Annotated in this window: 25 protein-coding genes; 7 read left to right on the forward strand and 18 right to left on the reverse strand. The window is 22.5% G+C overall.

Annotation, left to right across the window (positions count from 1 at the left end; translation table 11 throughout):
* Positions 1-34: 34 nt before the first annotated feature.
* From dnaJ to RA161_02610, 10 genes are all read right to left on the reverse strand, one after another.
* On the reverse strand, positions 35-1,177 hold the full coding sequence (dnaJ, locus tag RA161_02565) for a molecular chaperone DnaJ (GenBank protein WMY97728.1): 1,143 nt from the start codon (positions 1,175-1,177) through the stop codon (positions 35-37).
* A 140-nt stretch (positions 1,178-1,317) separates the two neighbouring features.
* Positions 1,318-3,234 carry a molecular chaperone DnaK gene (dnaK, locus tag RA161_02570; GenBank protein WMY97388.1) on the reverse strand — a complete coding sequence of 639 codons (1,917 nt, stop codon included), beginning with the start codon at positions 3,232-3,234 and terminating at the stop codon, positions 1,318-1,320.
* Positions 3,235-3,478: 244 nt separating this feature from the next.
* Entirely contained in the window at positions 3,479-4,444 is a 966-nt protein-coding gene (gene tal, locus RA161_02575) for a transaldolase (GenBank protein WMY97389.1), read from the reverse strand.
* A 239-nt stretch (positions 4,445-4,683) separates the two neighbouring features.
* Positions 4,684-4,953 carry a DNA-directed RNA polymerase subunit omega gene (gene rpoZ, locus RA161_02580; protein WMY97390.1) on the reverse strand — a complete coding sequence of 90 codons (270 nt, stop codon included), beginning with the start codon at positions 4,951-4,953 and terminating at the stop codon, positions 4,684-4,686.
* Positions 4,954-4,983: 30 nt separating this feature from the next.
* Positions 4,984-5,607 (reverse strand): guanylate kinase, encoded by a 624-nt coding sequence (gene gmk / locus RA161_02585; protein ID WMY97729.1) that lies wholly within the window; start codon positions 5,605-5,607, stop codon positions 4,984-4,986.
* Positions 5,608-5,625: 18 nt separating this feature from the next.
* Entirely contained in the window at positions 5,626-7,455 is a 1,830-nt protein-coding gene (locus tag RA161_02590) for a SurA N-terminal domain-containing protein (GenBank protein ID WMY97391.1), read from the reverse strand.
* A gap of 82 nt (positions 7,456-7,537) precedes the next feature.
* The gene (gene lon / locus RA161_02595) at positions 7,538-9,892 is read right to left on the reverse strand and encodes an endopeptidase La (GenBank protein ID WMY97392.1); all 2,355 of its coding nucleotides are present in this window, start codon (positions 9,890-9,892) and stop codon (positions 7,538-7,540) included.
* 135 nt (positions 9,893-10,027) lie between these two features.
* Positions 10,028-11,305: an ATP-dependent Clp protease ATP-binding subunit ClpX gene (gene clpX / locus RA161_02600; protein WMY97393.1), complete on the reverse strand. Its 1,278-nt coding sequence runs from the start codon at positions 11,303-11,305 to the stop codon at positions 10,028-10,030.
* A 24-nt stretch (positions 11,306-11,329) separates the two neighbouring features.
* On the reverse strand, positions 11,330-11,923 hold the full coding sequence (gene clpP, locus RA161_02605; protein WMY97394.1) for an ATP-dependent Clp endopeptidase proteolytic subunit ClpP: 594 nt from the start codon (positions 11,921-11,923) through the stop codon (positions 11,330-11,332).
* Between the two features lie 315 nt (positions 11,924-12,238).
* A complete protein-coding gene (locus RA161_02610) occupies positions 12,239-12,535 on the reverse strand; it encodes a BolA family protein (GenBank protein ID WMY97395.1) in 297 nt (98 codons plus the stop codon).
* Between the two features lie 227 nt (positions 12,536-12,762).
* Here RA161_02610 and RA161_02615 point away from each other — a divergent pair, with 227 nt between their 5' ends.
* Positions 12,763-14,478 carry a proline--tRNA ligase gene (locus tag RA161_02615; GenBank protein ID WMY97396.1) on the forward strand — a complete coding sequence of 572 codons (1,716 nt, stop codon included), beginning with the start codon at positions 12,763-12,765 and terminating at the stop codon, positions 14,476-14,478.
* On the opposite strand, the gene RA161_02620 is transcribed toward RA161_02615, so the two are convergent.
* The gene (locus RA161_02620) at positions 14,468-15,421 is read right to left on the reverse strand and encodes an FAD:protein FMN transferase (protein WMY97397.1); all 954 of its coding nucleotides are present in this window, start codon (positions 15,419-15,421) and stop codon (positions 14,468-14,470) included. The genes RA161_02615 and RA161_02620 overlap by 11 nt on opposite strands.
* 230 nt (positions 15,422-15,651) lie before the next feature.
* Here RA161_02620 and rpmB point away from each other — a divergent pair, with 230 nt between their 5' ends.
* Positions 15,652-15,876: a 50S ribosomal protein L28 gene (gene rpmB, locus RA161_02625; GenBank protein ID WMY97398.1), complete on the forward strand. Its 225-nt coding sequence runs from the start codon at positions 15,652-15,654 to the stop codon at positions 15,874-15,876.
* 14 nt (positions 15,877-15,890) lie between these two features.
* Positions 15,891-16,058, forward strand: coding sequence for a 50S ribosomal protein L33 (rpmG, locus tag RA161_02630; GenBank protein WMY97399.1), 168 nt, complete (start codon positions 15,891-15,893; stop codon positions 16,056-16,058).
* Between the two features lie 40 nt (positions 16,059-16,098).
* On the opposite strand, the gene RA161_02635 is transcribed toward rpmG, so the two are convergent.
* Positions 16,099-16,845, reverse strand: coding sequence for an FAD-binding oxidoreductase (locus RA161_02635; protein ID WMY97730.1), 747 nt, complete (start codon positions 16,843-16,845; stop codon positions 16,099-16,101).
* Positions 16,846-17,037: 192 nt separating this feature from the next.
* Here RA161_02635 and lpxH point away from each other — a divergent pair, with 192 nt between their 5' ends.
* Together lpxH and cysS are read left to right on the forward strand one after the other, a co-directional pair.
* Positions 17,038-17,751, forward strand: coding sequence for a UDP-2,3-diacylglucosamine diphosphatase (lpxH, locus tag RA161_02640; protein WMY97400.1), 714 nt, complete (start codon positions 17,038-17,040; stop codon positions 17,749-17,751).
* 17 nt (positions 17,752-17,768) lie between these two features.
* Positions 17,769-19,181: a cysteine--tRNA ligase gene (gene cysS, locus RA161_02645; GenBank protein WMY97401.1), complete on the forward strand. Its 1,413-nt coding sequence runs from the start codon at positions 17,769-17,771 to the stop codon at positions 19,179-19,181.
* 21 nt (positions 19,182-19,202) lie between these two features.
* Here cysS and RA161_02650 read toward each other — a convergent pair whose 3' ends face one another.
* The 3 genes from RA161_02650 to lpcA form a co-directional block, all read right to left on the reverse strand.
* Positions 19,203-19,793, reverse strand: coding sequence for an aminodeoxychorismate/anthranilate synthase component II (locus RA161_02650; GenBank protein ID WMY97402.1), 591 nt, complete (start codon positions 19,791-19,793; stop codon positions 19,203-19,205).
* A gap of 58 nt (positions 19,794-19,851) precedes the next feature.
* Positions 19,852-20,727, reverse strand: coding sequence for an EamA family transporter (locus RA161_02655; GenBank protein WMY97403.1), 876 nt, complete (start codon positions 20,725-20,727; stop codon positions 19,852-19,854).
* A gap of 110 nt (positions 20,728-20,837) precedes the next feature.
* On the reverse strand, positions 20,838-21,416 hold the full coding sequence (gene lpcA, locus RA161_02660; GenBank protein ID WMY97404.1) for a D-sedoheptulose 7-phosphate isomerase: 579 nt from the start codon (positions 21,414-21,416) through the stop codon (positions 20,838-20,840).
* A 113-nt stretch (positions 21,417-21,529) separates the two neighbouring features.
* Here lpcA and RA161_02665 point away from each other — a divergent pair, with 113 nt between their 5' ends.
* Both RA161_02665 and aroE read left to right on the forward strand, forming a co-directional pair.
* Positions 21,530-22,090, forward strand: a complete 561-nt coding sequence (locus tag RA161_02665) for a Sua5/YciO/YrdC/YwlC family protein (protein WMY97405.1) — start codon at positions 21,530-21,532, stop codon at positions 22,088-22,090.
* Positions 22,091-22,094: 4 nt separating this feature from the next.
* Entirely contained in the window at positions 22,095-22,922 is an 828-nt protein-coding gene (gene aroE / locus RA161_02670; GenBank protein WMY97406.1) for a shikimate dehydrogenase, read from the forward strand.
* Here the strand turns inward: aroE and pssA are convergent.
* The 3 genes from pssA to nadR all read right to left on the reverse strand — a co-directional run bounded on the left by pssA (position 22,915) and on the right by nadR (position 26,176).
* On the reverse strand, positions 22,915-24,273 hold the full coding sequence (pssA, locus tag RA161_02675; protein ID WMY97407.1) for a CDP-diacylglycerol--serine O-phosphatidyltransferase: 1,359 nt from the start codon (positions 24,271-24,273) through the stop codon (positions 22,915-22,917). The two genes, aroE and pssA, sit on opposite strands and share 8 nt — an antisense overlap.
* Before the next feature lie 112 nt (positions 24,274-24,385).
* Positions 24,386-25,012 (reverse strand): histidine phosphatase family protein, encoded by a 627-nt coding sequence (locus RA161_02680; protein ID WMY97408.1) that lies wholly within the window; start codon positions 25,010-25,012, stop codon positions 24,386-24,388.
* 45 nt (positions 25,013-25,057) lie between these two features.
* Entirely contained in the window at positions 25,058-26,176 is a 1,119-nt protein-coding gene (gene nadR / locus RA161_02685; GenBank protein ID WMY97409.1) for a multifunctional transcriptional regulator/nicotinamide-nucleotide adenylyltransferase/ribosylnicotinamide kinase NadR, read from the reverse strand.
* Positions 26,177-26,208 lie beyond the last annotated feature (32 nt).

The raw sequence follows: 26,208 nt of genomic DNA on the forward strand, positions 1-26,208 counted from the left end.
TATATATTTTTTAATAAAAAAATATAAATAAAAATTACTTAGTTAATCCGTCAAAAAAATTTTTTACGCTATCTAAAAAATTTTTTGCACGAGGACTATGTTTTAAAGTACTTCCTTCATTTAAGGTTTTTCCAAATTCTTTCAATAAATATTTTTGTCTTTCATTTAATTTTACTGGAGTTTCTACTATAATACGACACATAAGGTCACCTTGTGGTCCTCCTCTAATTGATTTGACTCCTTTTGATTTCATTCGAAATATTCTTCCAGTTTGTGTTTCTGGTGGGATTCTTAAAGTTACTCTACCATCCAACGTAGGAACATCTATTTCTCCACCTAATGCAGCAATTGAAAAATTTATAGGAACATCACAATATAAATTATTATTATCTCTTTTAAAAATTGCATGTTTTATAACATGAATTTGTACATATAAATCCCCAGGTGATGCACCGTTTTCTCCAATTTCTCCCTCACCATTTAATCTAATTCTATCTCCTGTATTAACTCCTTTTGGAATTTTAACTGAAAGTGTTTTATATTTTTCTATTCTACCATGTCCTCGACATTTAAAACATAAATGTTTAATAATTTGTCCACGACCAAAACAATATTTACATGTTTGTTGTACAGCAAAAAAACCTTGTAATTTTTGTATTTGACCAGATCCGTTACAACGATTACAAATATCAGGACTTGTACCTATTTTTGCTCCACTACCATGACAAATATCGCATCTTTCTAAACTAGGGATACGAATTTCTTTGGTTACACCACGAACTACTTCTTCTAATGTTAAAGTCATTTCATATTGCAAATCAGAACCTCTAACATTTCTTTTCTTTTTACTATTTCCTCCAAAAATATCACCAAAAACATCACCGAATATGTCACTAAAATCACTAGTTGAAAAACCTTCTCTGAAATTAGAAGAACTGCCCATCCCTCCTTGTTCAAAGGCAGAATGTCCATATTGATCATATGCCATTCTCTTTTCATGATTACTCAATACATCATATGCTTCTTTAACTTCTTTAAATTTATTTTCTGATCTTTTATCACCTTGATTTCTATCAGGATGATATTTAATTGCTAAACGCTTATAAGCTTTTTTAATTTCTTTTTCGTTAGCTGTTTTTGAAACACCTAAAACTTCATAATAATTTCTCTTTTCCATATTTTTTACTCTTTTCATACTTACACGGGTGTAAAATCCTATATCACACCCGTATTCATTATTTAATGAATGATAAATAAGAAAAAATCTATTAATTAGTAATTAATTATTTTTAATATTTAATTATATTAAAAAAAATATTATTTTTTTTCTTTTCCGTTTATTTCTTTAAATTCAGCATCAACAATATTATCTTCTTTTTTTTCTGTTTCTGATGATTTGTCTTCATTTTCTTGAACAGTTCTATTTTGACTTAATTTTAATAAAATCTCAGAAGATTGAATTAATTTTTTTATATTTTCTTCAATTTTAAATTTATTTTCATTTTTTAATGAAATTTCTAGTTCATTTATAGCTTTATTAATTATTTCTTTATCATTTTCATTTAATTGATTAGACAAATCTTGCATTTGTTTTTTTGTAGTATGAATTAATTGGTCTGCTTGATTACGTACTTGAATGAGTTCTTCAAATTTTTTATCAGCTGCAGCATGTGCTTCTGCATCTTTAACCATTTTTTCTATTTCATCATCTTTTAAGCCAGAAGAAGCTTTAATAGTAATATTTTGTTCACGTCCAGTATTTTTATCTTTAGCAGAAACGTGTAAAATACCGTCTGCATCAATATCAAAAGTTACTTCTATTTGAGGCATTCCTCTAGGAGCAGGTTGAATTTGATCTAAATTAAATTGACCTAAAGATTTATTATCACTTGCTCTCTTTCTTTCTCCTTGTAGTACATGAATTGTGACTGCTGATTGATTATCTTCTGCTGTAGAAAAAATTTGACTATGTTTTGTAGGAACAGTAGTATTTTTTGGAATTAAAGTTGTCATAACTCCTCCAAGTGTTTCTATTCCTAAAGATAATGGAGTAACATCTAATAATAAAACATCTTTAACATCACCAGCTAAAACACCACCTTGTACAGCAGCACCTATAGCAACAGCTTCATCAGGATTTACATCTTTTCTAGGATCTTTGCCAAATAAATCAGCGACAATTTTCTGAACCATTGGCATACGAGTTTGACCACCAACAAGTATGACATCATTAATTTGATTAATTTTTAATCCAGCATCAGACAATGCAACTTTCACAGGATCTACAGAACGTTTTACTAAATCTTCGACTAAAGATTCTAATTTAGAACGTGTAACTTTAATACTTAAATGTTTAGGTCCATTGGAATCAGCCGTAATATATGGAAGATTTACATCAGTTTGCTGTGATGAAGAAAGTTCAATTTTCGCTTTTTCTGCTGCTTCTTTTAATCTCTGCATTGCTAAAGGATCATTTCTTAAATCAATTCCTTGTTCTTTTTTAAATTCATCTACTAAATAATTAATAAGCCTATTATCAAAATCTTCTCCACCAAGATGGGTATCTCCATTTGTTGCTAACACTTCATAAGTTTTTTCTCCATCAACATCATCCATTTCAATTATAGAAATATCAAAAGTTCCTCCACCTAAATCATAGACTGCAATAGTACGATTTCCAACTTCACGGTCTAATCCATATGCAAGTGCAGCAGCTGTAGGTTCATTAATAATACGTTTTACATCTAATCCAGCAATTCTTCCAGCATCTTTAGTAGCTTGACGTTGTGCATCATTAAAATATGCTGGAACAGTAATAACAGCTTCAGATATAGAATCTCCTAAATAATCTTCTGCCGTTTTCTTCATTTTTTTTAATACCTCTGCAGACACTTGAGGTGGAGCCATTGTTTTTCCTTTTACTTTTAACCAAGCATCACCATTTTCTGCAGCTACAATTTCGTAAGGCATAATTGATACATCTCTTTGAACTTCTTCATCATTAAATCTACGTCCAATTAACCTTTTAATTGCAAATAATGTACTTTTTGGATTTGTAACAGCTTGTCTCTTTGCTGGTTGTCCAACAAGAATTTCATTTTCTTGAGTATATGCAATAATTGAAGGTGTTGTACGATCACCTTCACTATTTTCTAAAACACGTGCTTTACCACTATCCATGATAGCAACACAAGAATTAGTTGTACCAAGATCAATACCAATAATCTTACCCATCTAAACAGTCTCCCTTGCAGAATTATAAGCAATCTAATTAACACTTTATATAAGGTTAATTTTTATTTTTTCAAGAGATTTTCTTATACCTTAAATTTGATTATTTTTATTAATCTAATTAATTTAAAAAAATTAATAAAAAAAATTTTTAATATTATTAAAACGAATTTAAAACTAAAAATAATTTAAAAAAATGAACTTTAACCAAAGTTCAATATTTTTTAAAAAAAATAGAAATATTTTATTAAAATAAAGAAAGTCTTTGTGAAATTATTTTTTCAAGTTTTTCTTGATCTCTAATAAAATTATAAATCCCAATTTTTAATTGATTTGATGCTAACTGATCTGTACGATGTTTTAAATCAAACTCTAATTTAGTTATTGGAACAGGTTTTTGACAGCATTGTTCATTAAATTTTAAATTGCAAGTAACTTTTTTAGAAATAAGAGAAAGTTTTTTTAAAAAATAGGGAGGAATAGTTAAATAATCACATCCAGATAATTGTAATATTTCATCCATATTGCGAAAACTTGCACCCATTAAATTTGTCTTAAAATGATATTTTTTATAGATGTTAAAAACATTCATCAAAAAAAGTACACCAGGATCATTATTTATATCATATTTTTTAAATTTATTATTCTGTTTTTGATACCAATCAAAAATTCTACCAACAAATGGAGAAACTATAAAAACACCAGCTTCAGCACAAGCATATGCTTGATGTAATGAAAAAACTAAAGTCAAATTACAATGTATACCTTCTTTTTCTAATTGTTCCGCAGCACGAATTCCTTCCCATGTTGATGCTAATTTTATCAAAATTCGTTCATTCTTAATACCAATTCTATTATATAGATTTATAATATGACGAGCTTTATTTACAGAATCGGAAGTATTATAAGAAAGCCTCGCATCAATTTCTATAGAAATTTTTCCTGGAATGTATTTTAATATATTTGAACCAATATTAACTAATAATTTATCACATGAATCAATAATTTGTTGAGAATAAGAATTTGTTTTTTTTTTAGCCCATAAAATAGCCTCATCTAGTAAATGCTCATACTGTTTATTTTTTATTGCTAATAATATTAATGAAGGATTAGTAGTAACATCTTCTGGTTTATAAAATTTAATAATATTAATATCTGCAGTATCAGCAGCAATTTTACTATTTTTTTTTAAAAAAGATAATGTATTAGTCATATAAAATCCTTTTATATATATTTTATTTAACATAATGAAAATTTAGTTACTAGAATTATATAATAATTAAAATTTAGCTAAATTTTAATTATTATTTTATAAAATAAAATCATTAATTTTTAAATAAAAAAAACCTTCGTTATATATTGATATATAATTAATAATTAAAAATAAATTTAGACATATAATTAAAATTATATTTAAAGATATAAATATAATAATTTTATAAAATTACAAATTCATAAATAATTAGACATGAAATTGATAGAAGAAATATCTTTTTTGATTTTTTCTTTTTCTTGATATTCACTAATATCTAATATTTTAATATTAATTAATCCTAACTCAATTTCTCTTAATGCAATTACAGTAACTTTATCATGTTTAGCATTAATCAATGGTTGTTTATTATTAATTTGTAATTGACGAGCACGACGAGCAGCAACTAAAACTAAATCAAATCTATTTCCAATTTTTTCTACAGCATCTTGAACAGTTACACGTGCCATGACAAACTCCTAAAATAATAATTTTATATTTTAATATATATTAAATTTAGAAAATAAAATATTATTCCTTTTAATTTGATTTCTTACACGAAGACGATCAGAAAAAATAATAGATTTTAAATCAATAACAGCTTGTTCAAAATTTTTATTTACAATGATATAATCATATTCGTAACAATGCATTATTTCATTTATAGATTGATCTATTCTATTAAGAATAGAATCATTTTTATCTAAACCTCTAAAAGATAAACGACGAAACAACTCTTCTTTAGAAGGAGGTAAAATAAAAATACTACAAGTATAAGAAAATTGTTTTTTAATTTGTCTTGCTCCTTGCCAATCAATATTCAAAATAACATCTAATTTTTTCTTTATTATTCTTTCAACTATCTTTTTAGATGTACCATAAAAATTATTAAATACACATGCATGTTCTATAAAATCGTTATTTTTAATCATACTTAAAAAATGTTTTTTAGATACAAAATAATAATGTATTCCATTTTGTTCATTTGTTCGCATCTCTCTTGTAGTATATGAAATAGAAACTTTTATATCATTTAAAGTATGGTCACTTAATAGTGCTTGAATTAAACTAGACTTTCCTGCTCCACTAGGAGCAGAAATAATATATATATTTCCTTTATTTATCATAAAATGTTATTAAGATTATATCTTAATTATAATTTTTGATTGATTTCTTAAATTTTCCAATAATGATTCAATTATAACACTACCTAATATATTTTTATATAAATTAATATAGTCGTATAATTTATTTTTTTCTGTATTAATTTCAAATACTTGATTTAATTGAATAATTAAATAATTTTTATTAGCATCTTTTGTTATTGAAAAATTTGGTACATTGTTTTTTGGTATAGGAATTAAAAAAATTTCATCACTTAATTTTTTATTAAATTTAAATCGATCAACAATAATTGGTTTTTCAAAATATAATTTTTTTTCTTTCAATAAAGAACTAAATTTTTTTTCTTTTAAATCCAACAATATTTTTTTAGATAAATGATCTAATTCCTTTTCTGCTTTATCAAATTTAATTAATTCTGAAATTTCATTTTTTAATACATTAAATTCGGGTATATATTCAGATTTATAATCGTCTATATTAAAAATAATTAATTTTTCATTATTAATTTCAAATATTTTAAAATTTTTATTTTTTTTATTTACTTTAACGATAAAGTCATAAATTTTATCAAATTTTAATTCTTCAGGAATATGATTCAAATCAAACCAATCTGTTTTTATAAATTTGACATTAGAAATATTTTCTAAATACTTTGAAAAATCTTTCTTGTTTTTTATTTTATTTATTTCTTGTTTAATAAAATAAATTTTTTTTAGTGCAAATTTATTCTTTAAAAAATCTAAAATAGAATCTTTAACAGTATTAAAAGGCTTAATTGTAGATGGTTTTATATCATCTAAATGTACTATAATATATTTTTTATTTATTTTTAATAAATCAGAAGTTTGATATTTTTTTGTTAAATTTAAATTTAATATTTCACGAGGCGTATTATATAAATTAACCCATCCAATTACTCTTTTATTAAAAGAGATAGACTTATCTAACAATAAGTCATGAAATCTTATATTATTATTAATTTTTTTTAATACTTCTTTACCCTCTTTTTCAGTTTTAAATTCAATGATGGTATAATGTTTTTCTATAGGATTTAAAAAATTCTTTATATTATCTTTATAATATTTTAATACAAGATCATTATCTATAACAATTTTTTTCTTTAAATTATCAACATTAAGGTTTATATAATTTAATTTTACTTTTTTAGGAACTAAAAAAGTATCTTTATTTAAGTTATAAAACTTTAATAACTCATTTTCAGATACTATTTGATTTTTCTGATATTGTTGTATTGGAATAGTTAAAATTTGTATTTCACGTTTTTGAAAAAGTAATTTTGCATAATCAAAACTTTCCTGAGGCAATGAAAATTCATTAAAAACAAAAAAATTATATAAAAATAAATTTATCAAATTTTTTTTAATTTGTTCTGCAAAATCTTCAGCATTTATATTATTTTTTTTTAAAATAGTACGATATATTTTATTGTTAAAAACACCATTTTTGTCATAGAATATTGGCATTTTAAAAATATTTTCTTGTATTTCTTTATCAGTAATATGAATTCCTATTTTTTTCCCATATTGGTTTAATAATGTAATATTAATTAATCTTTGTAATGCTTGATATTTTAATAATTCTAATTTTTCTTTACTTGTTAATAAAGAATTTGAATCTATACTTTCATTTAATAATTCTTGTTCTTCTTGAATAGCATTTTCTAATTGAAATTTAGTAATAACAGTATCATTGATAAAAGCAACATCATCTTTAGAATAATTTATAAAATAACTACTAATACCAGTAAATAAAAAAGAAAATACAATAATAAATAAAATAATATTTATTAAAAATTTATTTGTAAATAAATTAGAATTTTGAATCATAAAAAAATATAACTATTTTAAAAAATTTAAATTCTTTTAAATTTTTAAAAGAACAATTAGAAAAAAATTTTATTATTAATTTTTAATTAAATAAACTTTTATTACCAAAAGATAAATTTTGTAATGCAATCAGAAAAACTTCTTCAATAGTTTTTACAGGATAAATTGTTAAATCTCTAACAACATTTTTAGGAATTTCCTCTAAATCACGATAATTTTCACTTGGAATTAGAACAATTTTAATTCCACCGCGATGAGCTGCCAATAATTTTTCTTTTAATCCTCCAATTGGTAAAACTAATCCTCTTAATGTAATTTCTCCTGTCATTGCTACATCTGCACGTACTGGATTATTAGTTAAACAAGAAACTAATGCTGTACACATAGCAATCCCTGCACTAGGTCCGTCTTTAGGTGTTGCACCTTCAGGAACGTGCAAATGTATATCACTCTTTTCATAAAAAGTAGAATCTATACCCAACTTGTTTGCTCTAGCTCTAACAACTGTAAGAGCAGTTTGAATAGATTCTTGCATAACTTCGCCTAAAGAACCAGTATAAGTTAATTTACCTTTTCCAGAAACACATGCTGTTTCAATAGTTAACAAATCACCACCAACTTCTGTCCAGGCTAATCCAGTTACTTGACCAATACGATTTTGAGTATCTGCTCTTCCATAATCTACTTTTCTTACTCCAAGATAATTTTTTAAATTAGTCTCATTAATTATAATTTGTTTTAAAGACTTATCAATCATTAATGCTTTTACAGCTTTTCTACATAATTTAGAAATTTCTCTTTCTAATCCTCTAACTCCAGCTTCTCTTGTATAGTAACGAATTATATTTAAAATTGCACTATCATTAATTATAAACTCACCTTTTTTTAAAGCATTACGCATAATTTGCTTAGAAAGCAAATGTTTTTTAGCAATGTTTAATTTTTCATCTTCAGTGTATCCAGAAAGTCTAATAACTTCCATCCTATCTAATAATGGAGGCGCAATATTCATAGAATTAGACGTAGCAACAAACATTACATCTGATAAATCATAATCTACTTCTAAATAATGATCATTAAACGCAACATTTTGTTCAGGATCTAAAACTTCAAGTAAAGCAGATGCAGGATCTCCTCTCATATCAGAAGCCATTTTATCAATTTCATCTAATAAAAATAACGGATTTTTTACTCCTACTTTTGCCATCTTTTGAATCAATTTACCTGGCATAGAACCTATATAAGTACGTCTATGTCCTCTAATTTCTGCTTCATCTCTTACACCTCCTAATGCCATACGAACATATTTTCTTCCAGTTGCTCTAGCTATAGATTCACCTAATGAAGTTTTCCCTACTCCAGGAGGTCCTAATAAACATAATATTGGACCTCTAATTTTACTGACACGACTTTGTACTGCTAAATATTCTAAAATTCTTTCTTTTACACTTTCTAATCCATAATGATCACTATCTAACACTTTTTGCGCTTTAATTAAATCTTTTTTTACTTTACTTCTAAAATGCCATGGAACTTGTACTATCCAATCAATGTAACTACGCAATACTGTAGCTTCAGCAGACATAGGAGACATCATTTTTAATTTTTGTAATTCAGATTCTGCTTTTTGCTTAATTTCTTTAGGCATTTTTACTGCTTCTATTTTACGTTTAAACATTTCATATTCATCAGGGGCATCTTCCATTTCACCTAACTCTTTTTGTATTGCTTTCATTTGTTCATTTAAATAATATTCCCTTTGACTTTTCTCCATCTGTTTTTTAACACGATTACGAATTCTTTTTTCAACTTGTAATAAATCAATTTCAGATTCCATCATAGCCATTAAATATTCCAATCTTTCACTTACATCAACCATTTCCAGTACACGCTGTTTATCAGCTAATTTTAAAGGCATATGTGAGGCAATAGTATCTGCTAATTTATCAGGTTGATCGATAGAATGTAACGATGTTAAAACTTCAGGAGGTATTTTTTTATTTAGTTTGATATATCCTTCAAATTGATTGATAGTAGTACGATTTAATACTTCTTGTTCTTTCTCATCTATAATTGAAGGAGTTGTAAACGATTCTGATTGTGCAATAAAATAATCTCCATTATCTATTAATGTAGTAATTTTTGCACGATGTAATCCTTCTACTAATACCTTCACTGTTCCATCAGGTAATTTTAACATTTGTAATACTGTTGCAATTGTTCCAACAGAAAATAAATCATTAACACTCGGATCATCCGTTGATGCTTTTTTTTGTGCTACTAACATTATTTGTTTATTATTATCCATAGCTGCTTCAAGACAATGAATAGATTTTTCACGTCCTACAAATAATGGTATTACCATATGAGGATAGACAACAACATCTCTTAAAGGTAGAACAGGGATTTCAATTTGTTTAGAATTCTCAAGATTCATAAAATACTCTCTTTATTTAACTAAAATAAAATTAAGGAATTTCCTGAAAAATTATATCTGATAAGTAATTTAGTAAATTTCTTGAGTCAAACTTATATATATATTCTATAATTTTATTATAATTCATATAATTTTTTATTTAGAACAGTCTGATTCTTTATAAATAAACAAAGGATTTGATTTTTTTTCTATCACTAATTCGTCAATAATGATTTTTTTTATATTTTTTTTAGATGGTAATACATACATTATATCTAATAATGATTCTTCTAAAATACTTCTTAATCCTCTCGCTCCTGTTTTTTTTGAAACAGATTTTTTTACTATAATTCGTAAAGCTTCTTTAGTAAATTCAAGTTCTACACCATCTAACATGAATAAAAATTTATATTGAGTAATTAGTGAATTTTTTGGTTTTGTTAATATTTGAATTAATTCTTTTTCAGTTAATGCATTTAAAGTAGCAATAATAGGAAAACGACCAACAAATTCAGGAATCAATCCAAATTTTATTAAATCTTCAGGTTCAATCTTATCAAATATTTTTTTTTCATACTTTTTTTTCAAGATATTTTTAAAATTTGCCGAAAACCCTAAACCTGAATCAATATTGAGTCGTTGTTTAATAATATTATCTAATCCAACAAATGTACCTCCACAAATAAATAAAATTTTAGAAGTATCAACTTGCAAAAATTCTTGGTGAGGATGTTTTCTTCCTCCTTGTGGAGGAACAGAAGCAACTGTTCCTTCTATTATTTTTAATAATGCTTGCTGAACCCCTTCTCCAGAAACATCTCTTGTAATTGAAGGGTTATCAGATTTTCTAGATATTTTATCAATTTCATCAATATAGATAATACCTTGTTGGGCTTTTTCAATATTGTAATCGCATTTTTGCAATAATCTTTGAATAATATTTTCAACATCCTCGCCAACATATCCAGCTTCAGTCAATGTCGTAGCATCAGATATTGAAAAAGGAACATTTAAATAACGTGCCAATGTTTCTGCTATTAATGTTTTTCCACATCCACTATTACCAATAAGTAATATATTACTCTTATCTAATTCTATATTTTTAAAATTTGAAAAATAATCCTGATTTTTTTTTAATCTCTTATAATGATTATAAACAGCAACAGATAATATTTTCTTTGCATTACATTGACTAACCACATAATTATCAAGATTGGATTTTATTTCTTCTGGAGTAGGGAGTTGTTTTTTTTTTAAAAAAAAATTTTTATTATTTTCTATTTCTTGTTTAATCATTTTATTAAATAAAAACACACATTCATCACAAATACCTGCAGAAGATCCAGAAATTAATTTTTTTATTTGATTTTGATTTTTTCTACAAAATGAACAAAAAAACAAATTATCAAAATTATTTTTTTTTTTCTCTGTCATTCAGAGAACCTCTCTTACATTTGTTTAATCACTTAAATTACGAGAAAAATATATTTTATCTATTAAACCATAATTAATTGCTTCTTCAGAAGAAAGAAAATAATCTCTTTCAGTATCTTTAGCAATTTTCTTAATACTTTTTCCGGTGTTTTTTGCCATTAATTTATGAATAAGTTTTTTTATTTTTAAAATTTCCTTAGAATGAATGATAAAATCTGTTGCTTGTCCTTGAAATCCTCCTAATGGCTGATGTATCATAATTCTAGAATTTGGTAAAGAAAATCTTTTTCCTTTTTTTCCTGAACTTAAAATTAAAGCTGCCATAGAACAAGCTTGTCCAATACATATTGTACTAACATCAGGATTAATAAATTGCATAGTATCATAAATAGACATACCTGAAGTAATTAATCCTCCTGGAGAATTAATATAAAGATATATTTCTTTATCAGGATTAGTTGATTCTAAAAAAAGCATTTGTGCTATTATTGAATTTGCCATATGATCTTCAATTTTTCCTACTAAAAAAATAATTCTTTCTTTTAGTAATCTAGAATAAATATCATAAGAACGTTCTCCAAGCGATGTTTTTTCTATAACTAATGGAATCAATGTCATTTTTATATTCTCTTTACTTATATTATAAAATTCAAATATAAATTTGATATAAAATAAATTTTTTATATTTTTTTAATTTTTTATCAAAAATATTTCTCTTTATTTAATCAAATAAATTTTATTTTTTTTAGTACCTATTTAAATAACGATAAATCTGTATAGATTTTATTATTAGATTTTTAATTTCACAATAACATTATACTGATTAAACATCAAAAAATGTAGTTTATATTTTTTTGTAAAATATTGAATCATCAATACATTTATGAAATTTTAAAATAATTTAAAATAAAAATAATTAATTAAAAAATTAAGTCATTTATTTTTTATTTTTGCTTTATTCCATTCATCAGGAGAATATGTATACAATTCTAAAGAATGTAATCCTAAAGACCATTCACTATCTAATAAATTATAAATTTTTTTATGTCTTAATAAAATTTTTTTATTATTAAATTTTTTTGTTACTACAATGATCTTAAAATGCGTTTCCTCTCCATGAAAAGAATAATGAGCATCACTCGTGTCAATAATTTTCATATAAATTGGTTTCAAAACTTCATTTAATTTTTTTTTAATTAAAAAAAATCTGCTTATTTTTTTTTTATTCATAAAATGACATAATAAGTAAATTAAAAATTAACTCACATAATTTTAGTAAAAAAATTCTTCAATCTATTAATTTTAAAATTTTTATTAAAAAACTAACCTTAAAGAAGAAAAATCTATTTTTATATAAAATATATTATTTTTATTTTTTATGTTATTATTAACGATAACTCAATATAAATATATAAATTTACAATTATTAATAATAATTTATTATTATAATAAAACAAATGCGTACAAAAAAATACTTTCTTTTTACTTTAAGAAAAAGTCTTTATAATAATTCTATTACTAGTCATCAATTAATGATTCGTTCTGGAATGATAAGACAAGTATCTTCAGGTATTTATAATTGGTTACCTAATGGAATTAGAGTATTAAAAAAAATTAAAAAAATTATCAGAAAAAATATGAGTTCAATAGGAGCTATAGAATTATTTATGCCTATAGTACAACCTAAAAGATTATGGAAAGAAAGTAACAGATGGTCAGAATATGGATCTGAATTATTACGTTTTGTTTCGCGTGATAAAAAAGATTTTGTTTTAGGACCAACACATGAAGAAATTATTACCAACTTAATTCGAAATGAAATTATTTCCTATAAATCATTTCCTATTAATTTTTATCAAATACAAACAAAATTTAGAGATGAAATTCGTACTCGTTTTGGAGTAATTCGTTCTAAAGAATTTATTATGAAAGATGCTTATTCTTTTCATACAAATAAAAAATCATTAAAAAAAACATACGAAATAATGCACGATACATATTGTCGTATTTTTTCTCAAATAGGATTAAAATATAAAATAATAAAAGCAGAAAATGGTACTATAGGAGGTAAAATTTCACATGAATTTCAAGCATTATCTAAAAATGGAGAAACAAAAATAGTTTTTTCAAATAATCATTACTGTAATAATATTGAAAATACAGAATGCTTTATTTTTAAAAAAAGAAAAGAACCGAAAAAAAATCTTTCTTTAATTGAAATTACTCAAAAATTTAGAAATATAAATGAAATAATCAAATATTATAATTGGCCTATAAATAAAGTAGTTAAAATTATTTTAGTTCACGCTTCAAAAAAGAGTAAATATCAGTATATTGCATTAGCAATTAGAGCAGATCATAAATTAAATAAAAACAAAGCAGAAAAAAATGATCTAGTTTTAAAACCACTTCAAATTGCTTCATATAAAGAAATTAAAAACTTTATGAAAATATCTCCAATATTTATTGGATTAATCAATCTAAAAATACCTATTATTATAGATAGAAGTGTTTCTATAATGAATGATTTTATATCTGGTTCTAATTTAAATAATAAATATTATACTGGAATTAATTGGAAAAGAGATTTGATTATTCCTGAAATTCAAGATTTAAGAAACGCTAATTCAGGAGATTTATTGTTTGATGGAAAAACGTCTTTAACAGTACAAAAAAGTATTGAAGTAGGACATATTTTTCAATTAGGAACAAAATATTCAAAAAGTATGAATGCTAAAATTCAATGTAATGATGGAATTTTTAAATATATAAATATGGGATGTTATGGTATTGGAATTACACGTTTAATTGCTGCATTTATTGAACAAAATCATGATAAAAAAGGTATTATTTGGAATGAAAACATATCACCATTTCACATTGCTATCTTGCCTATTAATTTATATAACTCAAATTTAGTACAAAAAAAGTCAGAAAAAATATATAAAGAACTGAAAAAAAAAAAAATAGAAGTTCTTCTAGATGACAGAAAAGAACATATTGGTATAATGTTTTCTGATATAGAATTAATTGGAATTCCTCACATTATTATTATATCTGAAAAAAATTTGAAAAATAATAAAATTGAGTATCAAAATAGAAAAAATCAAACTAAAAATATAGTAAATATAAATAAATTTATTGATTTTTTTGTAAAAAAAATCAATAACTAAATAACTTTAAATATTTTTTAAATAAAAAATTATATTTTACTACTAATTTATTATCAACTTTAATAATCATAAAAATAGGTATTTTCAAAAAATTAGCTAACTTCATAGCTTTATCTTCACCAATAACTAAAAAAGCAGTTGCAAACCCATCAGCTGTAGTACAATCGTCTTGAATTACAGTAACTGAAATTAAATTATGTGATATAGGAAATCCAGTTTTAGGATCAATAATATGTGAATATATATCTTTTTTTGTTTTAAAAAAATTTAAATATGTTCCAGATGTCGCTATAGCAATATTTTTTGTACTTTCTATCACAAAATATCTTTCCTTTTTTTTATCAGGCCAAAAAATTTGAACATTCCATGGGATATTTTTTTTTATAAAACCACTAATATATATTTCACCCCCAATATTAATAATATAATTTTTTATTTTCTGTGAAATAAAAAATTTTGATATTAAATCAACAGCATATCCTTTAGCAATTGCAGAAAAATCAAGACATAATTGAGATTTTTTTTTAATCAAACAATTTTTATATACAAAAAAATTATTCATATTAGACCAATTTTTATGTATTTTAATCATTTCTTTTGAAGGAATAAAATTATTACCTCTTTCATTTGAACTAAAACCCCATAAATTTACTATAGAACCAATTGATATATCTAATGCTCCATTGGTTAAATTATAAATTTTTTTAGATTTTTTAATAATTTCAATAACTGAATCTGAAACTAAAAAAGGAACATTTATTTTTTTAAATTGATTAAATTGACTTATTTCTGATTTCTGTAAATATGTGGACATTTGATCATTGATTTTTATTAATAATAAATCAATTTCATTATGTAACTGTTTTATATTTTTAATATGATATTCATCAATATATTGAATTACATAATATGTTCCCATTGTTTTTCCACGAATAATTTTCATTTTTTTTGAAAAAAATAAAAAAAATAAAAAAAATAAAAATATAAAACTGAGTATAATTTTTTTAACCATATATAAAATTTTGATAAATAAATTATTTTTTCTATAATTAAAAGAAAATATATAAATAACATAATTTGAAAATTAACTAACAAAAATAAAATTGTATTTATTTACTTGATAAAAATATTATAGTATAATAAATATTAATTTTAATTTATAAGGAAAGTATAATGTCTCAAATTTGTCAAATTACAAAAAAAAAAACAATATATGGACAGAGTCGATCCCATGCAATGAATGCTAAAAAAAGACGTTTTTTACTCAATCTACATATCCATAAATTTTGGAGTCCATTAAAAAAGAAATTTGTTAATATTCGTGTTTCTGCAAAGGGAATACGATTTATAGATAAAAAAGGAATTGATTATTTTATAATCAAAAAAATCATTAAATAAATCAAAAAAATAAAATGGCAAAAAAAAATAGAAAAATAATAAAAATGATATCAACTTCTGGATCGTCGCATTTTTATACAACTACAAAAAATAAAAGATCTAGTAGTATTAAATTAGAACTAAAAAAATATGACCCAATAATTAAAAAACATGTCTTATATAAAGAAAAAAAAATAAATTAATTATTTATTAATTAATGAATAAAATTTTAATAAAGAATAATTACCAATATCTTTCTACAGTAATATTACCAGGTTTTCGACGTAAATGTTTATCCATATCATATTTGTTTTTTAATATATTTAAAGTATCTTTTACCATTCCTGGATTGCCGCACAACATAATATGAGATGTTTTTTTATTTAATTTAAATCCAACACATTCTTCTAATTTTCTATTCTCTATTAACTGAGGTATTCTTCCATGTAAGGAATTATCTTTGTTTTCACGACTAATAACACTTTGAATTATTAGTTTCCCTTTATATTCTTTCCTTAATTTTTTCATTAAAAACCAATAACTTAAATCATGCTTATATCGTACAGCATGAACTAAAATAATTTTATCAAATTTTTCTAAATTCTTTTTAAATTGTAAAATAGATAAAAACGGTCCAATAGCGGTTCCAGTTGATAACATCCATAAATCTTTACAATTTGGAATTTCATCTATAGTAAAAAATCCTAAAGCATATTCTTTAATTAAAATAGAATCATGCAATTTTAATTTTTTTAGTTCTGATGTAAATAAACCATCGGGTATAGATACAATATAAAATTCTAACTCAGGATCATCTGGTGCATTAACATAAGAATAAGCACGTTGAATATATCTATCATTAATACGTAACGCTAATTTAGTGAATTGTCCAGCTTTAAACGGTTTAATAGGAGCTCTAATTATTAAACTAAATAAATTTTCTGTAAAATTATAAACTTTAACAATTTTTCCAACAATCCAATTCATTATTGATGATATCCTTTTGATCAAAAAAATATTTATTTTTTTTAGATATATTTATAGATATAAATATATCTATATCTATACTTTGTCAATATTTTTCAAAAAGTATTGATTTTATATGGATATAAATTATATATTGTTAATCACAATCTATTCTTTTTAAGAATTATTTAAATAATTATTTTTTAAAAAATAATAATGATTTTATTTATTTCAGATTTACATTTAAGTGAAAGCCGTCCAAAAATTGTTTTAAATTTTATATATTTTTTAAAAGAATATGCCTTAAAATCCAAAGCATTATATATATTAGGAGATTTTTTTGATTATTGGATAGGAGATGATGAATTTAATTCATTACAACAAAAAATAGCAAAGGAATTATTAAAATTAAAATTAAAAAAAATACCATGTTATTTAATACATGGTAATAGAGATTTTTTAATTAAAAAAAAATTTGCAAAAAAAAGTGGATTAATTCTATTACCTGAAGAAAAAATATTAAAAATATATCAATATAAAATCTTTTTACTACATGGCGATACTCTATGTACAGAAGATTTTAAATATCAAAAATATAGAAAATATACTCATAAATTTTGGGTACAAAATTTTTTTTTACTATTACCATTATATATAAGAAAAAAAATATTAAAAATAATAAAAAAAATAAATCAAAAAAAACAAAAAAAAACAAAAAAAAATATTGATCAAAAAAAAATATTAAAAATAATAAAAAAATATAACATTGATTATATTATACATGGACATACACATCAAAATGAAATTCATTTAATGAAAATTGATGAAAAATTTTCATATCGTATTGTACTCGGAAAATGGGAAAAAAATGCATTCATCATTAAACTTAATAATAAAAAAATTGAATTATCATATCTTAAATTTATTTAAATTTCTATAAAAAAACTATGCTAAAAATTTATAATACAAAAACAAAAAAAAAAGAAATATTTAAACCCATAATTCCAGGAAAAATCAATATGTATGTTTGTGGAATGACAATATATGATTTATGCCATTTAGGTCACGCCAGAACCTTTATAGTATTTGACATGATTGCAAGATATTTTCGTTATTTAGGATATCAGTTAAAATACATAAGAAATATTACTGATATAGACGACAAAATAATAAAAAAAGCAAATAAAAACAAAGAAACTTGTTATGCATTAAGTAAACGTATGCTCAAAGAAATGAATAAAGATTTTTCAAAACTTAACATCATTAAACCAAATTTAGAACCAAAAGTAACAGATCATATTAATGATATAATATCATTTATAAAAATATTAATTCAAAATAAAAATGCTTATATTTCAAAAAATGGAGACGTAATGTTTTCAATAAAAACTTATAAAAGATATGGAGAATTGTCAAAACAAAACATTAATAAATTAATATTTAATCAAAAAAAACTCAATATAAATGAAAAAGAAAATAAATTAGATTTTGTATTATGGAAAAAAACAAAAAATTATGAACCACATTGGCTATCTCCATGGGGAATAGGACGACCTGGTTGGCATATTGAATGCTCAGCAATAAATATTAAATATTTTGGTAATCACTTTGATATTCATGGAGGAGGAATTGATTTAAAATTTCCTCATCATGAAAATGAAATAGCTCAATCAGTATGTGCATATCATGGAAAATATGTCAATTATTGGATTCATACTGGAATGATATTAGTTAATAAAAAAAAAATGTCAAAATCAAAGAATAATTTTTTTACACTTCAATATTTATTTAAAAAATATGATCCAGAAACTATAAGATATTTTTTATTATCAGCAAATTATTCAAGTCAATTAAATTTTGAAGAAAATGATTTAAAAAAATCCTACAATTCATTAAAATATATATATAAAGTTTTAGAAGAAATAAAAATTAATCAGAAAAAGGATGATAAATCTAACTGTAATGAAATTGAAAATATCAAAATGATGTTTCTTGAAGCTATGAATGATAATTTTAATACTCCAAAAATATACTCCTTATTTTTTTATCTAATTAAAGAAATTAAAAAATTTAAAAACAGTAATATTTCAATTGCAAACGATTTAACTATACAATTTTATAAATTTGGAAATATTTTAGGATTGTTTCAAAAAACTATAAAATGTTCTTTGAACAATGATGTTTATAATGATAAAAATAAAATTAGAAAAATTGAAGAAATAATAGAAGAACGTAATTATGCAAGAAAAAAAAAATCATGGAATAAAGCTGATCTCTTAAGAAATAAATTGTCTAAAATGGGTATTATTTTAGAAGATAATAAAGATAAAACAAAATGGTACTTTAAGGATAAAAAATAATAAATTTAATTTCTTACTCAATTAATATTTATACTTAATAAAATTTATAAATAAATTGTGTCCATATTCACTTAAAATACTTTCTGGATGAAATTGAACGCCTTCAACGAAATAATTTCTATGACGAATACCCATGACTTCATATTTTTTTAGATTATTTTTTTTTAAAATTGTCCATGCAGTTAATTCAAAACAATCTGGTATAGTATTTTTATCAATAATAAGAGAATGATAACGCATCATTCTTAATGGAGATTTTAGTTTTTTAAAAATACCTTTTTGTTTATGATAAACTAAGGAAGTTTTACCATGCATAATATGATTTGCCTTAATAATAGTACTTCCAAAAACTTGTCCTATAGCTTGATGTCCTAAACATATACCTAAAATAGGAATTTTTTTAAAAAAATAAAGAATAACTTTTAAAGTTTTCTGAAACTCATTTGGATTTCCAGGACCAGGAGAAATTACTAAATGAGTAGGTTTAATACTTTTTATTAATTGAATAGATATATGATTATGTTTTTTTACTATAACATCCATTCCTATTTCCATAAAATATTGATAAATATTAAATGTAAAAGAATCTTGATTATCAATTAATAATATCATACATATATTCCAAATTTTAGTTTTTAAAATTAAAACCTATTAATTTAAATAATAAGTTTTAATTTTTTAATTTATTTTTCTTTTTTATTAGATAATTTGTACTAGTTGTGCCAATAGATGCTAAAATAATTAGTAATAAGGCAAAAAATTGTAAAAAAGTTAATTTTTCGTTAAGAAAAATAATACCTATAATAGTTGCAATTGCTGGTTCTATACTCATTAAAATACTAAAAACATTTGTTGATATTCTTGTTAAAGCAAACATTTCAAGTGTATATGGAAATGCAGTAGAAAGAATAGATACAATGAAAGAGATAGGAATAATTTTTGAATTAAATAAGATATCGATATCTGTAATATATACACCTATAGGAAAAAAAAATAGTGTAGATATAAATGATCCAATAGCTACTGTAGAAGATCCGTATTTTATACCTGAAACTTGACCAAATATAATATAAATTCCCCAAAAAACACCAGCTAATAATGCATATAGAATACCTACATTATCCAATATAGGTATCTTTTCGTTTATAGGAATTAATAGAAATATACCTACAATAGCCATAATAATCCAAATCAAATCTGTATTTCTTCGAGAATAAAATATTGATATTGTCAAAGGTCCCATAAATTCTAAAGCTACAGTAATACCTAATGGAATTTTCTCTAATGCAAGATAAAAAAAGGAATTCATTGAACCTAATGATATACCATATAAAATTAAATATTTAATTGAATCTATATATATCTTTGTTTTCCAAGGTTTAAAAAAAATAAATAAAACAATAGTAGACCAAAACAATCTTAATGCTGTCATACCAAAACTACCAATAATAGGGAATAAACTTTTTGCCAATGCAGCTCCACTTTGTATAGATATCATGGCTAACACTAATAAAAAAATTGGAAATAATATAGTTCTCTTTTTCATAAGTAGTAAAAGTACAAGCAAATTTTTATTATTTTTTAAAAATAAACAGAATATAATTGTTTTTAATAAAAATTATACAAAATTAATATTTTTTTTAAATTTAAATTCAATTATTTTGACATTTCTAATTCAATTAATCGAATTAATATATGAATAATTTTAATATGTATTTCTTGAATTCTATCTGAATAACCTGAATATGGTACTATAATTTCTATATTTGATTTATTTTTTATTTTACCACCATCTTTACCAACTAAAGAAATTATATACATACCAATAGAATGTGCTGATTCTATAGCTTTAAGAATATTTAAAGAGTTACCAGAAGTTGATATAGCAAATAACACATCTCCTTTTTTACCCACAGCTTCAATATATCTAGAAAATATTAAATTATATCCAAAATCATTACCAACACATGTAATATGACTAGTATCAGATATGACAATAGCAGGATATGCAAAACGTGATTCACGATAACGACCAGTTAATTCTTGTGCGAAATGCATAGCATCACAGTGTGAACCTCCATTACCGCATGATAATACCTTATTTCCATTTTTAAACGCTTTAGATAAAATTATTGCTGCTTTTTCAATAGATTTTATATTTTCTTGATTTTTTGTAAATAATTTTAATATAATATTTGCTTGTTCAAATTCATTTAGAATGATTTTTTTATACATATTTATTTCCCTTTAAAAATTAATATATATGAACTATATATTAATTAATATTACTATTTTTTATTTATATTTAAAAAATAAAATTAAGAATATATAAAAATTTTTATTAATTAATGATATCAGAAAAACTTGAAAAAATTATTTTAACCTTAAAAAGAGGAGGTATTATATCTTATCCTACAGAATCAGTATTTGCATTAGGATGTGATCCAGATAATATTCAAACATTATATAAATTATTATTATTAAAAAATAGATCTTGGAAAAAAGGTTTTATATTAATCGGAGGACATTATAAACAATTTAATAAATATATCGACAAAAAAAAAATAAATAAAAACAAAAAAAAAATTCTACTATCTCAATATACTCATCCTATTACATGGGTTGTTCCTGCTAAAAAAAATATATCAAAATTATTAATAGGAAAATTTAATTCTTTAGCAATTCGTATGATTAATTTTAATTTGATTAAAAAACTATGCTTATTATATGGAAAGCCTTTAATTTCTACTAGTGCAAATATTAATGGATTATCTCCTTGTAAAACAAAAGAAGATGTTAAAAAACAATTTAATAATCAAGTTCATATATTAAATGGTTCAATTATTGGAAATAAAAAACCATCTGAAATTAGAGATTTATTAACTGGAAAAATATATCGAAAAGGATAATTGAATGAAAAAATTTATACTATTTGGAAATCCAATTAAACAAAGTAAATCACCTATAATTCATGAAATATTTTCTAAACAAGAAGGTTTATCATATACTTATAAAAAAAAATTAGTTTTTTTAAATGAATTTAATTTACAATTTAATCTATTTTTTAATAATGGAGGAAATGGTGCCAATATAACGTCTCCATATAAAGAGTTAGCTTATAAAAAAGTAAATTTACTCAGTATGAATGCTTTAATTTCAAAATCTATTAATACTATCAAAAAAACGTCTAATAAAAAACTATTAGGATATAATACAGATGGCATAGGACTAGTTTTAGATTTAAAAAGACTAAATTTTATAAAAAAAGGAATGAATATATTAATTATAGGTGCTGGAGGGGCAGCATCTAATATAATATATTCATTATTACAAGAAAAATGTAAAATTTCAATCACAAATAGAACTTTTAATAAAGCAAAAAAAATAAAAGAAAAATTTTTTTTTGATACTAATATTAAACCTATAAAAATGGAAAAATTAAGAAATAAAAAATATGATTTAATTATTAATGCAACTTCTTGCAGCCTTTTTGAAAAAGTACCAAAAATCACTAGAAATATTTTTAAAGAAAATGTATTTTTTTATGATATGTGCTACAATAAAAAACAAACTTGTTTTATCGAATGGGCTAAACTGCAAGGAATTAAAAAATATTCTAATGGATTAGGTATGTTAATATATCAAGCAGCATTTTCTTTTAAATTATGGAATAACTTTTTTCCAAATGTAAAAGAAGTTATTAAAAAAATGGATTTTATACAAAAAGTTAATTTCATATAAATCTGTGTATAATTTTATCAAAATGTATTCTCTGTAAATTGACAATAGTTTTTCTTACTTTTTTAGGATAAGATTTAACATTTTCTAATTCTTTGTAACTTTTAATAATAAAAGTATGTTTTCTAATATGGAATAATTCTTGATTTTTTTGTTTTTTTAATTTTTGATTTGGATCATAAATTAATAAGGCATTTTCTAAATCTAATTTCCATCCTCTTAAATTTAAATTACTTCCTGTTATTAATTGCCAATAATTATCTATCCATATACCTTTTAAATGGTAACTATTATTACCATGTTTCCAAATTCTAACTATTAAATGTTTATTTTCAATAAATTTTTGTAATTTATAAATAAATTTTCTTAAATTAATCTCATATAAATATGGTAAAATACTAATAAATGAAAATGGTTCTTTTGGAGAAGTATAAAAATCATTTGCAGTTTTATCTCCAATAATAATTTCTACATATTTATTGCAAGATAATAAATGATTAATTATAAAAATTAAAGATTTAGGAAAATTAAAATATGGAGTACAAATAATAATTTTTTTTTTAGTAGTATACATTAAATTGGTAATAAGATAATTTAATTTATTTTTTTTACCAAAACCAATAATAGGAGTTATTTTTAATTCTGATTTTTTTGTATCACTTTTAAATTGATAATTAGCATATTTTAAATTATTTCTAAATTTTTTAATTAATTTTTTCATTTTTGATAAATTTGTTCTATTTTTTTTATTTAATCTTTGATGATATGGAGAAAATATTAATATTTTATCTATAAAATTCTTCATACTAATTGATAAAGAATTATTTTGAATTACATGATAACGATCATATCTATAATATTTATGTTGATTTAAATATGAATTATTAATGCTTGCTCCGCTATAGATTACAACATTATCAAAAAGAAATCCTTTAAGATGTAAAACTCCAAATACTTCTATTTTACTTACTGGAATACCAAAAATAGGTATATCTATAAATGGGTAAATTAATGAAATTTTATAATACCAATCAGCATTATTATCTTTTTTAAGACTTCCTATACGATTTCTTTGTGCTCTATGCCAATCGAGAACAATTTTAATATCTAAATTTGGTCGTTTTTTTTTTGCAGCATACAAAGCATGTAATATTTTCTTTCCAGCATCATCATTTTCTAAATATAGAGTAGTAATATAAATATATTTTTTAGCACTCATAATTTTTTTTAATAAAAACTGTTTAAATTTAATTGGTTGATAAATTGTTTTAATCTTTACTAAAGATTGAGATAATTTATCAATTTTTTCAAAATATTTTTGACATTTTATCTTTTTAAGATTAAATGAAAACATATTATTTCTCTTTTAAAAAAAATTGATTTTTTTATAAAATATTTTTTTAAAAAATATTTTAATGATGAATTATATCTATTTAATAAATCAAAAAAAATTTTAAAAACGTTATTTAAAAAAAAGATAAATGAGAAATATCCCCAATAAATTTAATGGACCAAAAATGTTTAGAATAATATTTTTTTATGCAATCTAATTTTGAAATAGAACAATTTTCTAATTGAAAACCATTTATTTTTTTATATTTTCTTCCTAATAAATAATTAAAAAGTGCATTTAACGCAATTCCATGAGTAATTAATAATAATTTACTTCCTTTTGGAAAGGAATAACATTTTTCTAAAATAAAAAACATTCTTTTTGTTATTTCTTCTATGGATTCTCCTTGAGGTATTCTATAATTTGGAATACCATTTATTAAATTGTTTCTCCAACTTTTTTCAATATTATTTAAAGAATTAATCATTCTACCTTCTAATATTCCCATATTTAATTCTCTTAAATATTTTTCAAAAATAATTTTACAACTACAATTTTTTTTTATTATTTTAGCTGTTTTTTTTGTTCTTCCTAAATCACTTGACAAAATATAATTAATTCCTATCATTTTAATCTTTTTAGCTGTTAATTGAGATTGTTTAATACCGTTTATTGTTAATAAACTATCACTTTGTCCTTGTATTCTTCTTTCTACATTTGATTTGGTTTCACCATGACGAATTAAATAGATTTCTAACATAAATATTTATTTTTTATTAATTTTTTTTTTAAAACATTTTCAGTATTAATCAATCATGATTAATTTTTTTACTAATTTAACACAATTTAAAAAACGTTCTTCGTAAGAAGGAGAATTAATAATTACAAATTTAATTCTATTTTTAATTAATAATTCAATTAATAAATTTTGAAAATTTTTTCTATCTTTATTGTTACCTAATTTTCGTATACCATCATTAATCCATGGAGTATTGTTTTTTAATAAAATTACTAAATCAAATTTATATTTATCAATCAGTACTTGAACAAAAGGATGAAATTTACCTTCATAATATTTACAAAAAGCTTGGGTAGTAATAAAATCAGTATCTATAAATGTCACTTTATTAGCATATTTTACTGCAAAATCAATGTATTTAGCATGTCCAAGTGCTATTTTATCATAATCAGAGTATTGCAATGCCATTTCGCTACCTCCTAGATGAGAGAAAATATACTTTCTTCCATATTCCCACGCACTAGTTGTATTAAAAATATTTGCTAATTTATTAACTAATATAGATTTACCGCTGGATTCCCCACCTAATATAGTTACTTTTCGAACAAAAAAAGGCTTAACTTCCATTGGAATATATTCCCAATATCGGAAAGGATGTTGTCTAATTTTTTCTCCACTAATATTCATAAATGTTCTATTTGAATCTATAATTTTTACTTCAGAAGAAAAATATTTTTTATATTTTTTTTCATCACATTTATTACCTGAATAGATAATATCTGGATTAATTTTATTCTTAATTAAGAATATTTTAATTCTTGTACTCCATTTTTTCCAAGTGTAAAAAAATTTTTTATTTGTTTCATTAAAAGAAAAAATATGAATATTTTTTTGATATTTAAAGGTTTGTAACAACCAACGTAATCTATCACTCACAGTTGGTTGCTGTGACATAGAACTATTAGTAAATAATTTTTTATCTCTTTTTTTATCATAACAAAGTATAATATATAAATTTTTAACTTGACTATAAGCACGTTGTATAAGATAAATATGGCCTGTATGTAAAGGATAAAACTTGCCAAAAATAATACCAACTTTTTTTATTTTTTTATTGTATTGAACATCTGAAAAATTGTGTATTTTTCGAAATTTATCTTGATAAATAATATGTTTTTTTTTCATCATTAAAAGAATTAAATTCTATATTAGAATTT

It is taken from the genome of Arsenophonus sp., assembly GCA_031446085.1.
Lineage (GTDB): Bacteria > Pseudomonadota > Gammaproteobacteria > Enterobacterales > Enterobacteriaceae.